At 59.1% G+C, this 17426-nt stretch carries 9 protein-coding genes and 2 pseudogenes; 4 read left to right on the top strand and 7 right to left on the bottom strand.

The window, feature by feature from the left end:
* Nucleotides 1-1004, top strand: a 1004-nt coding sequence (locus ACUTJJ_RS21370; protein WP_445543356.1) for a DNA polymerase Y family protein, incomplete at its 5' end; no start/stop codon positions are given.
* Nucleotides 1001-4257 (top strand): annotated as a pseudogene (locus tag ACUTJJ_RS21365) (error-prone DNA polymerase). The gene ACUTJJ_RS21370 and the pseudogene ACUTJJ_RS21365, both read left to right, overlap by 4 nt.
* Nucleotides 4258-4306: 49 nt before the next feature.
* Here the strand turns inward: ACUTJJ_RS21365 and ACUTJJ_RS21360 are convergent.
* Both ACUTJJ_RS21360 and ACUTJJ_RS21355 read right to left on the bottom strand, forming a co-directional pair.
* On the bottom strand, nt 4307-4633 hold the full coding sequence (locus ACUTJJ_RS21360; protein ID WP_445543355.1) for an XRE family transcriptional regulator: 327 nt from the start codon (nt 4631-4633) through the stop codon (nt 4307-4309).
* Nucleotides 4630-5196, bottom strand: a complete 567-nt coding sequence (locus ACUTJJ_RS21355) for a type II toxin-antitoxin system RelE/ParE family toxin (RefSeq protein WP_445543354.1) — start codon at nt 5194-5196, stop codon at nt 4630-4632. Before ACUTJJ_RS21355 ends, ACUTJJ_RS21360 begins: the two co-directional genes overlap by 4 nt.
* Nucleotides 5197-5519: 323 nt before the next feature.
* On the opposite strand from ACUTJJ_RS21355, the gene repC reads away from it, so the two are divergent.
* The gene (gene repC, locus ACUTJJ_RS21350) at nt 5520-6740 is read left to right on the top strand and encodes a plasmid replication protein RepC (RefSeq protein ID WP_445543353.1); all 1221 of its coding nucleotides are present in this window, start codon (nt 5520-5522) and stop codon (nt 6738-6740) included.
* Nucleotides 6741-6939: 199 nt separating this feature from the next.
* Here the strand turns inward: repC and ACUTJJ_RS21345 are convergent.
* Nucleotides 6940-7114 (bottom strand): annotated as a pseudogene (locus tag ACUTJJ_RS21345) (anti-sigma factor); the annotation flags it as partial.
* Nucleotides 7115-7519: 405 nt separating this feature from the next.
* Here ACUTJJ_RS21345 and ACUTJJ_RS21340 point away from each other — a divergent pair.
* The gene (locus tag ACUTJJ_RS21340) at nt 7520-8566 is read left to right on the top strand and encodes an alpha/beta hydrolase family protein (protein ID WP_445543352.1); all 1047 of its coding nucleotides are present in this window, start codon (nt 7520-7522) and stop codon (nt 8564-8566) included.
* Between the two features lie 25 nt (nt 8567-8591).
* Here ACUTJJ_RS21340 and ACUTJJ_RS21335 read toward each other — a convergent pair whose 3' ends face one another.
* The 4 genes from ACUTJJ_RS21335 to ACUTJJ_RS21320 all read right to left on the bottom strand — a co-directional run.
* The gene (locus ACUTJJ_RS21335; RefSeq protein WP_445543351.1) at nt 8592-11762 is read right to left on the bottom strand and encodes a Mur ligase family protein; all 3171 of its coding nucleotides are present in this window, start codon (nt 11760-11762) and stop codon (nt 8592-8594) included.
* Nucleotides 11752-12954, bottom strand: coding sequence for an HlyD family efflux transporter periplasmic adaptor subunit (locus ACUTJJ_RS21330; protein WP_445543350.1), 1203 nt, complete (start codon nt 12952-12954; stop codon nt 11752-11754). Before ACUTJJ_RS21330 ends, ACUTJJ_RS21335 begins: the two co-directional genes overlap by 11 nt.
* The gene (locus ACUTJJ_RS21325) at nt 12955-15207 is read right to left on the bottom strand and encodes a type I secretion system permease/ATPase (protein ID WP_445543349.1); all 2253 of its coding nucleotides are present in this window, start codon (nt 15205-15207) and stop codon (nt 12955-12957) included.
* A 57-nt stretch (nt 15208-15264) separates the two neighbouring features.
* A partial coding sequence (locus ACUTJJ_RS21320; protein ID WP_445543348.1) for a BapA/Bap/LapF family large adhesin occupies nt 15265-17426 on the bottom strand: 2162 nt, incomplete at its 5' end.

Below are 17426 nucleotides of genomic sequence, written 5' to 3'. Positions count from 1 at the left end.
TGCGCGCCAACGAAAAGCTGCCGATCTCGCTTCTGCGCCTGCCGGCGAAGATTGTCAGCGATCTGCGCATTCTCGGATTTCTGACGATCGGTGAGCTTGCCAATACCCCGCGCGCGCCGCTGACGTTGCGCTTTGGTCCGGAGATCGGCCGCCGTCTCGACCAGATGCTCTGTCGTATCGCCGAGCCTATCGAGCCGATCCGCACGCCTGAGCTGGTCGAAGTCTCGAAAGCCTTCGCTGAACCGATTGGCGCTGCCGAAACGATCAACAAATATGTCGGCCGCCTCGTCGTCCAGCTGGTCGATGAGCTTGAGAAGCGCGGCCTTGGGATGCGCCGTGCCGACCTGATCGTCGAGAAGGTCGACGGTACCAGGCAGGCCATTCGCGCAGGCACCGCCAAGCCTGCCCGTGATATCGCCTGGCTGACGAAACTGTTTAGGGACCGGACCGAAAAGATCGAGCCGGGTTTCGGGATCGAGAAGCTCACCCTTGTCGCCGTCATGGCAGAGCCATTGGAGGAGGCGCAGAGGACTTCTGCTCTGGTCGAGGACGAGGTCACCGATGTGACGCCGTTGATTGATATCTATGCAAACCGCGGCCAGCGGGTCTATCGCGTCGCTCCGGTTGCATCCGATGTGCCGGAACGCTCCGTCCAGCGGATCAGCCCCGTCGCTGAACCGATCGCCATTGCCTGGGTCAGCCATTGGCGCCGGCCGGTCCGGCTCTTGCCACGACCCGAGCTGATCGAGGCAATCGCGCTGATGCCGGACCGCCCTCCGGTCTCCATCGTCTGGCGTGGTAGACGCCGCAAAGTCAAGCGCGCCGATGGCCCGGAACGCATTTTTGGGGAGTGGTGGCAACGCGACGCGGAGATGGAAGCTGTCCGCGATTACTTTGTTATTGAGGACGAATCCGGTGAACGCCTGTGGGTGTTTCGCTCTGGCGACGGTGTTGATCCTGAGACCGGATCCCATCGCTGGTTTTGCCATGGGATCTTCGCATGAGCTACGCCGAGCTGCAGGTCACGACGCACTTCTCCTTTCTGCGTGGCGCATCTTCAGCGCAGGAATTGTTCGAGACGGCCAAGATGTTAGGGATCGAGGCTCTCGGCGTCGTCGATCGCAATTCGCTGGCCGGGATCGTCCGGGCGCTGGAAGCATCCCGCGCCACCGGTCTGCGCCTGGTCGTCGGCTGTCGCCTCGATCTGGCTGATGGAATGTCGGTGCTGGTCTATCCGATGGATCGCGCTGCCTATTCGCGCCTCACGCGCCTCATCACGCTTGGCAAATCGCGTGGCGGCAAGAACAACTGCATTCTGCACTGGGATGATGTCACGGCCTACGCGGAAGGCATGATCGGCATTCTGGTGCCCGATCTGCCGGATGCCACTTGTGCCGCGCAGCTTCGCAAGATGGCTGGGCTGTTTGGTAATCGCGCTTACGTCTCTCTCTGTCTGCGTCGGCGACCGAACGACCAGTTGCGGCTGCATGAGATTTCCAACATGGCGGCTAGGTTCAAGGTCAGAACCGTGGTCACCAATGACGTGCTGTTTCATGAGCCGGGCCGGCGGCAATTGCAGGATATCGTCACCTGTATCAGGCATAACACCACGATCGACGATGTCGGCTTCGAGCGCGAGCGGCATGCAGACCGCTACCTCAAGCCGCCGGAAGAGATGCAGCGCCTGTTTCCGCACTACGCGCAGGCACTCGCGCGAACCATGGAGATTGTCAGACGCTGCAAATTCTCGCTTGAGGAGCTGACCTACCAATACCCGGAGGAGGCCATCGTGCCGGGCAAGGATGCCCAGGCCTCGCTGGAGCATTATGTCTGGGAATGTGCACCCGATCGCTATCCTGAAGGCCTGCCGCCGGATGTCCTCAAAACCGTGCGGCACGAACTCGACCTCATCCGCACCATGAAATATGCGCCGTATTTCTTGACGGTGTTTTCGATTGTGCGCTTTGCCCGAAGTCAGGGCATTCTCTGTCAGGGCAGGGGATCGGCGGCCAATAGTGCTGTCTGCTATATTCTCGGCATTACCTCGATCGATCCCTCCACCAATGACCTCCTCTTTGAGCGCTTCGTCAGCCAGGAACGTGATGAGCCCCCGGATATCGATGTCGACTTCGAGCACGAACGGCGCGAGGAGGTCATTCAATGGATCTACAAGACCTACACCAAGGACAAGGCGGCCCTCTGCGCAACCGTCACCCGCTACCGGGCCAAGGGCGCAATCCGCGATGTCGGTAAGGCACTCGGCCTGCCGGAGGATGTCATAAAGGCGCTGTCGTCAGGCATGTGGTCGTGGTCAGAAGAGGTTCCCGACAGAAATATCCGTGAGCTCAATCTCAACCCAGGCGACCGGCGCTTAGCGCTGACCCTGAAGCTCGCACAGCAACTAATGGGGCACCACGCCATCTCGGTCAGCACCCCGGCGGCTTTGTCCTCACACATGACCGCCTGGACGATCTCGTACCAATCGAGCCGGCGACGATGAAGGACCGCCAGATTATCGAATGGGACAAGGATGACGTCGAGGCGCTGAAGTTTATGAAGGTCGATGTTCTCGCACTCGGCATGTTGACCTATATGGCAAAAGCCTTTGACCTCATTCGCGAACACAAGGGAGAGAATCTCGATCTGTCCAATCTCCGTCAGGAGGATGCTGCGACCTATGCGATGATCCGCAAGGCCGATACGCTCGGCACCTTCCAGATCGAAAGCCGCGCGCAGATGGCGATGCTGCCGCGGTTAAAACCGCGCACCTTCTACGATCTCGTCGTGCAGGTGGCGATCGTGCGGCCGGGCCCTATCCAGGGTGACATGGTGCATCCCTATCTCCGTCGTCGCGAAGGCAAGGAGCCCGTCGAATATCCAACACCCGAGCTTGAAGCAGTCCTCGGCAAGACGCTGGGCGTGCCACTGTTTCAGGAGAGCGCCATGCGCGTTGCGATGGTCTGCGCCGGTTTCACCGGCGGCGAGGCCGATCAGCTGCGCAAATCCATGGCGACCTTCAAGTTCACTGGCGGCGTCTCGCGCTTCAAGGACAAGCTAGTCTCCGGCATGGTGAAGAACGGCTATTCACCGGAGTTCGCCGAAAAGACCTTCTCGCAGCTTGAAGGTTTTGGCTCCTACGGCTTTCCGGAAAGCCATGCAGCGTCCTTCGCGCTGATCGCCTATGCTTCTAACTTCATCAAATGCCATTTTCCTGATGTCTTTTGCGCAGCCCTTTTGAACAGCCAGCCGATGGGCTTTTATGCGCCGGCGCAGATCGTTGGCGATGCAATCAAGCATGGCGTCGAGCTGCGGCCGGTCTGTGTCAACCGCTCGCGCTGGGACTGCACGCTGGAAAGGATCGGCAGCACTGATCGACATGCTGTCCGGCTGGGTTTCCGGCAGGTGAGGGGACTGGCAGTTGCGGAGGCGGCGCGGATCGTTGCAGCGCGCATGAACAATACGTTCGCCTCAGTCGATGATATTTGGCGCCGGTCGAGTGTTCCAACCGAAGCGCTTGTCCAGCTGGCAGAGGCCGATGCCTTCCTGCCATCGCTCAAACTCGAACGACGCGATGCGCTCTGGGCGATCAAAGCGCTGCGCGACGAGCCCTTGCCCTTGTTTGCAGCCGCAGCCGAACGCGAGGCGACGGCGATTGCCGAGCAGCAGGAGCCAGAGGTGGCGCTTCGGCAAATGACGGACGGTCATAACGTCATCGAGGACTACAGCCATATCGGGCTAACCCTGCGTCAGCATCCGGTCGCCTTCCTGCGCAAGGAGCTGTCGGCACGCAATATCATCACCTGTGCCGAGGCGATGAATGCCCGGGATGGCCGATGGGTTTACACCGCTGGACTCGTGCTGGTGCGGCAGAAGCCGGGATCCGCCAAAGGTGTCATGTTCATCACCATCGAGGACGAGACGGGTCCTGCCAACATCGTTGTCTGGCCAACCCTGTTCGAGAAGCGCCGACGCGTCGTGCTGGGATCCTCGATGATGGCGATCAACGGGCGGATTCAGCGGGAAGGGGAGGTCGTGCATCTCGTCGCTCAGCAACTCTTCGATCTCTCAAGCGATCTGGTTGGACTTGCCGATCGGGATACGGAGTTCAGGTTGCCGACCGGGAGAGGTGATGAATTTGCTCATGGCGGCGGCGGGCCGGATTCACGCGGTCGGCCGAAGCCGGTCGTCCCGCGGGACATGTTCACACCCGATCTTCATATCGACACGCTGAAGGTGAAGAGCCGGAATTTTCATTAAGCGATCTGGGTAAGTGTATAGTCGCAGGCCCTATTGATTCCAAGCGTTGTTACTTCTCAGCGGCCAACTCGCTGAAATTCTTGATGTTGACCGAGGCGTCGGGAAACTTCGCAGTAATCTCCAACGTGCCACCTAATGCTTGAATATAGCGTCGGAGATTGCTGACATAAATATCGGCGCGCTGCTCCAGCTTTGCGACAGCCGGCTGCTTCACATGTAGTGCGCGTGCCACATCCTGCTGAGTTTTTTCACGGGCCACGCGCAGCTCGTGTAACGCCATGTCTTCGAGAATTGCCTTGGTCGCTTCATCGTTGCGGGCACGGCGTTCGGGCGACATTCTGTTGCGCAAGTCGTTAAAGGGGCGATGTCCAGTCATATCAAACCTTCCCTCCCGATCTCGATCAGGTAATTGTCATATAGTCGATCAGCGACCGGAACCATGATTTCATAAAAGCGGTCGTCGCCGGTTTTATTTCCACCGACGAGCAAAATGGCAGTGCGACGCGGATCGAAAGCGTAGAATACCCGGTAGGGTTCGCCGCCGCTCTGAATCCGCAGTTCCCGCATATGTTCGTGCTTCGAACCTTCGATGCCCGATGAGTAAGGGAAGGGAAGTTGCGGTCCTTTGGCTTCTAAAAGTCCGACTACCCTTACAATATCGTCTTGAACGGCCTCGATCAGCGTCGTGTACCACTCACCAAACTCATCAACGCTCCAACTCATCGGTGCTCCAAATGTATTCCATCTGTGGAATATTTCAAGCGATATTCCGCAGACGGAATAACGTGACCCCTCAAAGTTGACAAGAGGACGGCGCTGAGCCGTCGGCGCCCACGACGATCGTTCCAGCGAACTTGTGATCTGGAGCCTGCGTGAGAATGACGTCACACCCCGATGCGGCTTCCGGAACCGTCCGGAACAATCAGCTTCACGCTGCATGCGAGCCGTCTCCAGCAGTTGTACCCGACGACACCGACCCAACGTCGGAGCGAGGAAACAACCGGAAAGGCGATGAGGGAAGGCGAGGATCCGCATCAGCACGATCGTTGTTTGTCGGAGGCAGGTCCATGGAGGTGTCCAAATCCCGCTCTTGATGGATGGCTTCCTGGTCCGGCCCCGGATCTCCGTCGATCAACCCGCTGACGGGGTCCGCTAGCAAGCTGCGGCCGCTTCGGCTTTGCCTTTGCGGTGATCGCGACCGGTTCCGGACACTGACGGGAGCCATCGAGCGGGAATGGCCCGCTCCAAAGATGGAGCCTCAGATGAACACCGATCTTTCGCTTGCGCAGAACCACGCCTTCCAGCTTTCCCGCACCCTTGCGCTTGTGCGGCGGCAAATCGCAACGAGCAGGATCGAGGAAGGTAAATCGGCAAACAAGTGGAAGGTTTTTCGCGACGCATCGGAAGCTCGAGAGGTGCTTGGTTTGCAGGATCGCAGCCTTGCGGTTCTCGATGCCCTTTTGAGCTTCTACCCGGAAAACGAACTGCGCCAAGACGCGCAGCTCGTCGTCTTTCCCTCGAACGTTCAGCTGTCAATTCGTGCCCATGGCATTGCAGGCGCGACCTTGCGTCGGCATCTTGCGGTCCTCGTTGATACCGGATTGATTATCCGCAAGGATAGCGCCAACGGCAAACGCTACGCCAGAAAAGGCGACGATGGCTCGATCGAGCACGCGTACGGGTTCGACATATCGCCTCTTCTTATGCGAGCTGAGGAGCTTGCGTGCCTCGCCCAGCAGGTTGCTGCCGATCGAATCGCCTTTAGACAAGCAAAGGAAAATCTGACGATCTGCCGGCGGGATATCCGCAAGCTGATCACTGCAGCTGTTGAAGAAGGGGCAACAGGCGATTGGGACGGAATAGAGGAGCGCTATGTCGCGATCGTGGGAGAAATCCCGCGCAATCCCAACTTGGCTGAACTCAAGGATCTCGGCCTCAGGATGATCAGTCTACGCGAGGATATCGTCAAACTTCTGAATTCCGAAGACTTTTCATCAAAAATGAACGCCAATGATGCTCATACTGAGCGTCACATACAGAATTCAAATACCAACACTCCTAATGAACTTGAACCTAGCTCTCGAAAAGAGCAGGGAGCGAAGCCGAGTGAGGACAAGCAGCGGCAGCATGTGCCAATCAAGGCTTTCCCAATCGGACTTGTCTTGCGGGCCTGCCCTGAAATTTCAAACTATGGGCCCGATGGTCAAATTCGGAACTGGCGTGAACTCATGACAGCCGCAGTGGTCGTCAGATCCATGCTTGGGATTAGCCCCTCCGCATATCAGGAGGCCTGCGAGGCAATGGGCCCAGAGAACGCAGCGGTCACGGTTGCATGCATTTTGGAGCGCGGGGGTCACATCAATTCGCCGGGCGGATATCTGAGGGATCTCACCAATCGGGCAAAGCGCGGGGAGTTTTCTCTGGGGCCGGTGCTTATGGCGCTCTTGCGGGCCGCCGGCCATTCGGTGAAGGCAACGGGCTGAGGCGAGGATTGTACTTCTCGCGAATAATTTCGGGCAAAAGCCTCGTGGTTGAGGCATGGGAAGGCCTTTTCACAGCAAACGAAATGTCTGCAACAGAGCCCTCCCCTGCCAAATTTTCGTCTCAACCATCCACGCTCATCGCTCTGCGGCAATGCAAACGACTTCAATATGCACCACACAGAGATATCTGGCGCGATTGTTATCGCAGCAGCTTCGCCAAGCCCTTAGCCAGTATTGGTCCGGTCGGCGGCGCGGTTGGAGATCCGCCGGCGTCTTCCAAGGTATTCACGTAGAGCTGTCCACCCCCTGGTGGTCGGCAGTTGCGGAACAGCCAAGTGGGTCGATCTTACACCATCGATCAAGCCAAGCGATACTTGCGCTCACAGAAGTCGGCCCGATTACTTGACTAGACAACGAAGTTCGCGATGTTGCCATTCTGCCGGCGATGTAATGCGCTATAGCTGGCGGCACACTCCCCATTATGTTTAAAGAAAATGGCCGGCACCCTAGGTTCGCCGGCCTTTCTCATGATTTATGGCTTAAGATTATATCTTCGGCACAAAACGGCACATGGCGTCATATCGACAGCCTGGCGAAACCATCCAGTCCGGCGAATGCCAAAACCATCTCGAAACTGCCAGATATGGTTCCGTTACATCGCGAAACGCTCTAACATAATTTTTTAATTGTAAACGGCTTCAATAGGAAATCCTTCCTGCCCGTCGCCTACAGGCAAATATCTTCATCGGAGGGAAGGACAAGCCGGCGGAGGAGCATCCATGACCAAGGAAGAACCGAGGCTTGCCTGGTGGATCGTGCGCTGGGCGCTGCTCGCGCTGGCAATCCCCGGGGCATCGCAATCGGCGCTGGCCGATGCACCGCGGCTGGGCCCTTTCGAATTGCCGAAGCCGCGCCAGCTGACCGTCTTCCTAAAAGACGAGGCCTTCAACCCATATGAGGCATTAAACGGCTCTTTCACGTCACCGGAAGCCTGTGCCGCCGTTCCCGGCGGACTATGGGTCGAGGCGGAAGGCGAGGGAGAGTGCATTCGATATTATCCGGAGGCGCTGGTCGATGCGGGGAACCCGACAGTCCTCGTTTATTTCGGCGGCGACGTGATGCTGCGCAATGCGAAGGGCGTACGTTTCATCACCGATTCCTACATCCGCCAGTCCCCCGCCACGATCGCGGCCGAGATGGTGGATTGGGCCAGAATGGCCGGACACCCGGTAATCTTCATGGCACGACCCGGCATCTACGGCTCCTCGGGCGATCACAACAATCGCCGCCATATGCGCGAAATTGCCCTTATGGATGGCGCACTCGACCAGATCAGGCAAAAGCACAACATATCGTCCTTCATCTTGACCGGCCATTCCGCCGGCGGACAGATCGTGGCAAGCCTTATGAACAGGCGTAAGGACGTCTCAGCGGCGGTCATCACTTCCGGTCTGGTCTCGGTAAAGCAGGTTTCCGCCTTCTGGGAACGGCGCCGCAAAATCCCCGGCAAACTGCTTTACAACGCCGCTGGGTTTTATGATCCCATCACGGAGATCGAGCGTATTTCGACCAATTCCAGACCAGACATCTACATCATCTCGGATCCAGAGGATCGGGTCGTGCCGTTTTTCAGCCAGCTTTTTTATGTACGAAGACTGCGTTCCGCCGGTTTCGAACCGCATCACATCTATGCTCAGGCGACAGATCGCCAGCGGCATCTGCTGGCCTATCATGGTCGCCTCGCCGCCGCCCTGATTGCCCAAGGCAGGTCTGAGGTCGAAATCCGCCGTGCAGTCCATGAGATGGACCTTGAACAGTTCAAATAGCACCAGGCTTGCTCAGCCAAACGATTCAGGCGGCGCTGCCATCGGCGCTCTTCTTCAGCCACGCTACCAGCTCATGCATTCCGGTGCTGTGCGAGCCCTTGAAAAGGACGACATCGCCGTCCGCCAGCTGGTCGCGGAGGATTTCCTTCAGCGCCTGCCGTGAGTCCGCATGGAAGCCGCGACTTGCCGGCGAAAGTGCATCCCAGAAATCGGTGTAAAGCTCGCCCGTAACAAAGACCTGATCGATGGAACTTTCCTGAATAATCGTAGCTAGCTCGGTATGATAGGCCGCGGCACCAGGACCGAGCTCTGCCATTTCGCCCAAAACTGCAATCCGCCGTTTGCCGCCTTCATGACCGTTTAGGCGCTCCAGCGCTGCGCGCATCGAACCCGGATTGGCATTATAGGCGTCGTCGATCACCTTCAGCCGCCGTCCGCCGAGCGACAGATCAATCTCCTCACCACGTCCGGGCAAAGCGGCAAAACTGTCGAGCTGGGCAACCGCGCGCTCCAGAGGATGACCAAGCGCCGATACGGCAGCAAGGATCGCAAGCCCGTTCAGGGCCATGTGCCGTCCGGCCGCGCCGACGCGATATGAAATCACGTGCTCTTTGATCCTGGCACGGGCCTGCCCGCTGGCCACATCGTAATGCAATAATTGAAACAGACATGTATCCGACGTCCCGTAGGTGAGAATATCGAGGCCCCGCCCGCGGGCAGCATCATGCACCGTGTCCCATTCCAGCATATCGCGGTTGAGAACCGCCTTGTCGCCCGGCGCCATGCCGAGAAAGATGGCGCTTTTCGTTCTCGCAATGTCAAAAACCGTGCTGGTTTCTCCCAGATGAGCCGGCAGGACATTGGTGAAAATGGCAACCTTCGGGCGCGCCATGCGCGCGCTTACCGCCATCTTGCCAATCGCCAGTTCCAGAACGACATGTGGTATGTCCCACGGAATCGACGCCAGGTTCCAAGCGACTCCGGCCGGCAGGTTTGCATTGTGATGGCTTTTGCCGACGCCACCCCAGGCGGAAAGCACATGCGTGAGCATCGCGACGACAGTCGTCTTGCCGGCGCTGCCGGTTACGGCCAGCACATTGCCCGTCATCCGGCTGCGGGCGTAGTCTCCCATCGCCAGAACGGCCTGCATGCCATTCGCCACCTGAAGTGCCGGAATATCGCGCTCACTCACCAGCCGTGGGTCGGTGGTAACAAGGCAGGCCGGCTTAGGCAGTCCTTCAAGGGCTTGCACCGGCACGCCCGTGTCGCCTTCGCGGGCGCGCAAAACAACTATGCTTTCCGGCTGCATGGCCGGCGCGAAGATACAAAGTCCCTTTGCCGTCCAGCCTTCGGGTGGGTGGCGAAGCCAGGTTCCGCCCGTTGCGGCCTCGACATCGGCCGCCGTCCATTCCCTCTGCTGCGGTAACGCCACGGGCTTCTCCGTCTGGCGACCAAGGCGATTGCGGGGTGCCGCTTGTTGACGGACGAGTTCGCGAAACGCTTTCCGTTCCCTGAGGTAACTACGATAGGCAACGAAACCGGACAGATAATGTTCGACATCATCGATCCGGACGCGAAATGCGTGGTGGCGGATGAAGAAGGAACCCGCGATACGATCGGGCCTACGGCAATACATGGCCATTTCCGGCCAGAAGTGACCATTGAGCAGGTGGTGCGCCCGCCTTTCAAGGGCACGCTCAAAATGCGCAAGATCGATTTCGTCAAGGAGGCGACGAAATTGGGGATCGGCAGCGATACGCGACAGGGTCTGGCGCGCCGCCATCATGAGTTCCAGCAATGTCGGAAAGGTGGTGATGCGATTTTCGACGAAATCGAGATATCCGGCAATGTTGCGGACAGCGAAACGGAAGTAACGTTCTTCCGGCCGGTGCAGGGTCAGTTCGTTGATGCAGTAACCGAGCCAGTGGTCATGGTGTTTCCAATGATCCTTCGCGATGAAATGCTCGAACGCCTTCTCGACGGTCGCGAGCCAAATGGCGTCACCCGTGAGGCCATAAAGGCGCATGAGCCCGAATGCCGCCTCGCCCTCGTAATAGATGGTTCGATACCTTTGTTTGATGACCAGATCAGGGAAATTAAGGACATGTACGAACGCCCCGGTCCTGCTGTCCTGCATGTGCCGGATGCCGCGCGCGAGCCTTTCCGCCAGCGCCCGCCATTCATCCTTGCCACTGACAGTCATGTATTTTACGAGCGCCAGTATCGCGACGGCATTGCCGCCAAGCTTGATTTCATTGTCGGCTTCTACAAGAAACGCGGCCTCCTCGCCATCCGGAAGGGTGGCCGGCTTTACGAGCGTGCCTGCGAGATATTTCAGGGAACGCTCGATTGCGCCTTTCAGCTTCGGGTCGTGCGTAACCTCCCAGGCCTCGATCATGGCATAGGTGGTACTGGCGTGGCGCAGCGCATTATAGGCCTCTATGCGCCGGTCGAAGCAGGGATGATAACCATAAATAAAGGAGCCGTCCTCATTGACCTGCCGGGCAAGATAAGCGGATGAATCCCGCAGAAGCGACAGCACCACGCCGCCATCGAGCCTCTCAATCCTGCGCCTCCCGGCATCGAGACCTTCCCCGTCGAGCAGATGCAACCGACCGGTCTCGTCGCAGAAAACACCCTTGGTGGTAAAAAGGAAAATCGCTTCCTCATCCGAAAACCGCAATGGCGGCATGTCTTCATGGCGGGTTGCGGCATAGAGGCTGAAATTCTTCTCGTTGAGCACGGCGTTGTCGATGGTATTGCCGCCGTAAAGCATCGCATTGGCGTTCAGTTCCTGTTCCGTGAAGGCGAAACGAAACGCCGGGTCAAGCGCGATACCGAAGCGGAAATAATTGCGTTTGACCTTTGCGAGCAACGCACGCAGACGCGGCCATGTAGTTGCTTGCGCAACCTCTACCCAGTCCACCCGAACCCAACGTCCCTTGATACCATCCGCTTTCATAGCTGCGAGAAGCAGGGGGACGCCCTTTTGCCATGCCGATTCCAGCGATGGACCGGAAGCATTCACGACACGCGCTCGTCTGTCACCATCCGAAACGGAGAAGAACAGCGTCACGGCCGGAAACGGCATTTCCAAAGGCTGGACTTTTCCGCGCAGGAACGTCCTTATGGCGGAGAGACGTTCCTTCACGTTCTGGGGTTTCGTGGCAAGAACCCGTCCGGTCTCAACGTTCACGTAAAGCCTCCCGGGCCTTGTTGAAGGGCTTGACGAGATATTCCAGCACCGTTTTTTCGCCGGTATGGATATCGACTGTCGCGACCATGCCCGGCACGATCGGGAATTCCCGTCCCGCGGCATTGACCAGCGCATCCTTCTCCGTCTTGATGAAAACACGATAATAATAGATTTCCCGGTCAACCTCGTCCTGGATCGTATCGGGCGAGATGGTCGTCACCTGACCGTCCAGACTGCCATAGACCGCATAGTCGTAGGCACTGATCTTCACGCTGGCACGCTGGCCGGGATGGATATAGGCGATATCGCGCGGCGAGATACGCGCTTCAATAAGAAGCTCGTCCCCGAGCGGAATGATGTCCATGAGCTTGCCATTGGGCGGCGCAACACCACCGATCGTCGAAACTTCGATATTCTTGACGATGCCACGCACCGGCGAGCGATGGGTGAGGCGGGCGAGACTGTCCGCACGGCCGGTGACCACGGGCGATAGCGAATTGACCTCGGCATTCACCTTGGTGAGCTCTTCGCGGGCGCGCACCACATATTCGGACTTGATCTCGACCTTCTTCAGTTCCAGTTCCACCATCTGCCTGCGCAGGCGGATGACTTCGACGTTGCTTGCCGCTCCGACGGCTCTAAGTTCCTCGTTGAGCTTCAGTTCGCTGCGCACAAGCGCAAGCGACTCTTCCACCCAATGCAGGGATTCCTCCAACGCCCGTCGACGTGCCGTATAAAGCTCGGTTTCGGCGGCTGTGAGTGCAGAATAGGCACTGAGAGCCGCAGGAAAGGTAAGAGGAGTGCCGTTTACTTCCGCTTCGAGGCGGGAAGCCGCTGCCAGCGCCGCGCGATATTTGGCCGCGCTCTCCTCGACATCGGATTCACTTCTGGTCGGATCAAGCTGGGCAAGAATCTGCCCTGGTTCAACCACCTGGTCTTCCCGCACATGCAGCGCGGCGAGAATGCCACCCTCCAGCGACTGGATGACCTGCTCACGGCTGGTGGGAACCACCCGCCCATCGCCGGAGGACACCTCGTCCAGCCTGGCGAAATAGGCCCAGACCAGCATGGCCGTCAAAAGGGCGACGAAGAGCTGCACCACGCGGGAGGAACGGGTCAGATTTCGCCCGTCGTCATCACCGAAGGCCCATCCGCCCCGGCCGGAGAAATCGCGATCGCCGATGGCCGCCATTTAAACCTCCTCCGTCGAATTGAACGGGAAGCCGGCCACGTTGCCGGCGGCCTTCTTTTCCGGCATCTTCCGGCGAAGGCCGTTCGGCGGTGCCATCTTATTTACACCGCGCAGGGTGTTGAGAACCTCCTCCTTGCTTCCGTCAAGCACGACCTGTCCGCTTTCGACCACGATGATGCGCTGAACCAGCTCGAGAACGCGCATACGGTGGGTGGCGACGACAACCGTTCGCTCCGCGCTCCAGGACTGGAAGCGGCCGATGAACTGGCGCTCGGTCGCCTCATCCATCGCCGCGGTTGGCTCGTCCAGCAACACGATGGCCGGGTCGCGGATTAGCAGTCGCGCGAGCAGCAATGCCTGCTTCTGCCCGCCGGAAAGGCCCCTGCCCCCCTCGAGAATCGGATGATCCAGCCCACGGGGAAGCCTGCGCACGAAGTCGTCGGCACCAGTCATGGCAAGCGCTTCGAGCAGCAACGGTTCCGGTGCATGCAGCGCGCCCAGCATGACGTTTTCCCGGATCGTTCCGTGAAAAAGGCGTGTGTCCTGCGTCAAAAGGCCGACATTGCGGCGGACATCGGCGGGATCGATCTGGGAAAGTGCGAGATCGTCAAGCAGCACTTCGCCGGCCGCCGGCTCCACCATGCCTGCCATCGCCAGGAGCAGGGTGGACTTTCCAGCGCCATTCTTGCCCAGTATCGCAACCTTTTCCCCGGCGGCAACGGTAAGATCGCCGATCGCGAGCGCGGGTTTTCCGGCCCCGCTGCCGTAATGAAAGGCGGCACCCCTGATCCTGTAGGCGCCGCGCAGGGTTGGCGCGCTGACCCGGGTTTCGGTTTCCGGGTGATCGGACGGCATGCGCAGGATAGAGTCGATGCTGTTGAGCCCGACCCGCGCCTGCTGGAATCTGCCGAGGATCTGCGTCAGCTGCGCCATCGGCGCCATCATCCGTGACCCGAGAATGGAGCAGGCGACGAGCGAGCCGGTCGTCATGTCGCCTTCCATCACGATCGGCGCACCGACGAAAACGACGGCGGCGAAAGTTCCGGTCTGGACGGTGTGGCTCCACGCCGCAAGACCGTTGGTGATGGAGCGCAGGCGAAGCTGCCCATCGGCCGATACCGCGTTATAGTGGTTCCAGCGCTGCTGGAAGTGATCTTCGGCCTGCAACGTCTTGATGTCCTCGATGCCTTGCACGGCTTCCACCAGCATGGCGTTCCGCAGGGAAGATTCCCGCATGGCTTCGTTGGCGGCCGCCCGCAGCCTGCGCTGCACCAGCAGGCCCGGCAAGATCAGAAGCGTCAGTGCCGCGACGGGAATAATCACCAGCGGCCCGCCGATCATCCAGAAGATGAAGAGGAACAGGAAGAAGAACGGCAGGTCGGCAATCGCAGCCACCGTGGTGGAAGTCAGGAGTTCGCGCACCTGCTCCAGATCACGCAGCTGGGCGATGAAGGTGCCGGTGGATGTGGGCCGCGCCTGGTTCTTGACCCGCAGGGCATGACCGAACACGAGATCCGAAATGCGCATGTCGGTTCGCTTGCCCACGATGTCGATGATGCGAGTGCGCAGGCGGCGCATGATGAAATCGAACAGGGCAGACAGAAGTACGCCGATGAACAGCACATAAAGCGTATTAAAGGATTTCGCCGGCACGACCCGGTCATAAACCTGCATGGAAAACATGACACCCGCAAGCGCCAGGACATTGGCTACCAATGAGGCCAGCGTGACATGGCCGTAGGAGCCGATGTCACGGAACGCGATGGTGCGAAACCAGTGTTCGCGGTAAGGCGCGATATAGCTGTCCACACGCTCGTCGACGGTCCCGCGCTGCGGCCGTGCCACGATGACAAAATCGGTCTGGGACAGCAGCATGTCCAGCGGTAGCGTTGTGGCGCAGCCACCATCACCGCTGAAAACAACCGAGGCTTCCTTGTTTGCTGCAAGCGCGGTGACGACACCCACCGCCCCGTCTGCAAGCTGCAGAATCACCGGCAGCCGCCAGCTGGTCAGCAGCCGCGGCGCCGGTGTAGCACGCTTGACCCGCAGACCAAGCTTGTCTGCCATGCGGGTGAGGCAATCGTCAGTGTCGGTGGCCCGCAGCGCCTCGACAAGCTGCCGCGCACCGCCGGGAGAAAACGGCACACCATAGTGACGCGCCACATATTGGAATGCTTCGCTCCAGCCCGAGATATCAAGACCGGCAGCATTGGTATCAGGGCAGGATTCCGCCATCATGTCGGAAACAGGCATCGATGCTCCTCGCGACGGCAGGCGGACCATCATGTCCACCTGACGCCCTCAACTCATTCAGACCACATGCGAAGTGCTGGAGTTCCACTCGTCCTCAGTTGCGAGATGCCCGAGCGGATCGACGGGCAGCTCCAGCGGATCGGGCATGCCTGTCATATCCGCTCGCTCTTCCACGGCGGTCAGGTCTGCATCCGCATCGTCCGGCTCGGACAGGGAGGAGAGGCCATCAAGAGGGACAGTCAGTTCGCCGCCATCTTCCTCGATAAGCTGCGACAGATCATCATCGCTGACCCGATCGGAAGCCGATGGATCATCCCCTGCCGCAACATCGATGCTATCGAGCCCGGCGATGTCATCCGCAGCGAACATCATCGCCTGATCTGGCACACCTGCACCTGAGGGCTCAACGGTAACCACCAGCTCGGATTGCTCCACCGCGCCGGAGGGATGCACCAGTTGATAGGTGAAGGTGTCCGTCTGCGTCTCGGTGAAATGCGCAAGCGTCGTATCCGGTGCATAGCTGTAATTGCCGTCGGCATCGACGGTGAGTGTCCCATACGTGCCCTGTATGCTCATTGCGCCAGTCACCTTGACGAAGCTCGTGCCGTCAAAGATCTGGAACGCTGTGAAGGTAGACCCCAGTTCGTCGTTGGTGAGCAGGTTACCGTCGTCCCCGGCTATACTCCCAACCTCATACTGATCAGTATATGTGACATCGACATTGGTGGTGACGGTAGCTGAGACGTTGACCAACGTTCCGCTCAATGTCGACCGAATGCGATAGGTCCCCGCGGTGAAGTCGATTGTGGCGAGGTCCAACGACGCCACGACGCCGAGACCGCCAAGGACAATGCTAAAGGAATCGCTCGCCACCGTCTGCCAGGTGCCGGGGGTCGTCTCCCGTTCGAGGTAAAGCACGCCGTTGGATAGCGCCGCAAGCAGCACCGACACGCTGACGCTGCCAGAAACTTCCATGCTGTCGGTGATGACGAAACTATTGCTGACATAGTTGCTGGTCTGCCCAAGGCCGCCCGAAAGCAGGTTGGAGCCGCTGGCATTGAAGAATTCGTTATTGGTCACATTGTCCCACACTACGGACGCGTTTGCGGCGTCGCCGGTGGCTGCGAATTCAAATGTCGCGGGCAGGCTTGGATCGGTGTCGCTCCATGTCATGGTGACACTGTCGCTGCCGATCTGGACGTAGAGCGTAGCGGTCCCGGTATTGCCGGCGGCATCGACCACCTTATATTGGAACCGGTCTACCTGACCGATCCCGGTACCGTTCTCGAAGGGCGTATAGGTGTAGGAGCCATCCTGCAGGATCACGAGCTCACCGAAGTCGCCCTGAATAGTGGTTCCGCCCGGATCGATCGTCTGGCCATCCACGCTCTGGACACTTGTCCCGGCTGGCACATTGTCATTGTCGATGACGTTGCCGCTAACCTCGACGGCCTCATATCCTCCAACTTCGGTGAAGTCGTAATCCGTACCTTCCAGAGTTAGTGTACCGCCAACACCCACGCCAAGGAGGCCGGTGAACCCCATGAAGGCTCTATATTCTCCTGAATCCAGCCCCTGAACGGTTCCGCTCGTTCCGCCAAACAGCGACAGGGAGAGGACCGTGGCGGGGCCTGTGCCATTGATACCGGTCCATTGTTGGGTGGAGGCATCCCATTTCTGCACGACCAGGCTGTAGTCACCAAGAACCCCGGCTCCAAGAATTCCGCTGAAATCGAAGCCCAGATCCTGTTTGTGACCCGTCTCGACATCGAATTCGATCGCATCTGCAAATAGCTGCAGATCAAGACCGGCGAGGCTAACGACGGCTAAATAGGTATCACTGCCGAGCGGCACATCTTCCGTCACCGTCGGCAAAACGTTCACCTGAGCCGTTACGACATCATCGGTTGGCTCGAGATCTGCGTCCGCATCCGCATCCGCATCCGCATCAGCATCGGCATCTGCATCGGCGTCTGCGTCCGCATCGGCATCGGCATCAGCATCTGCGTCTGCGTCAGCATCGGCATCTGCGTCGGCATCCGCATCTGCATCTGCATCTGCATCGGCATCGGCGTCTGCGTCCGCATCTGCATCTGCATCTGCATCTGCATCGGCATCGGCGTCGGCATCCGCGTCCGCATCCGCATCTGCATCGGCATCGGCGTCCGCATCTGCGTCGGCATCGGCATCCGCATCCGCGTCCGCATCTGCGTCTGCGT

The organism is Agrobacterium sp. DKPNP3, assembly GCF_052686535.1.
This window is presented reverse-complemented; position numbering and strand designations above follow the sequence as displayed.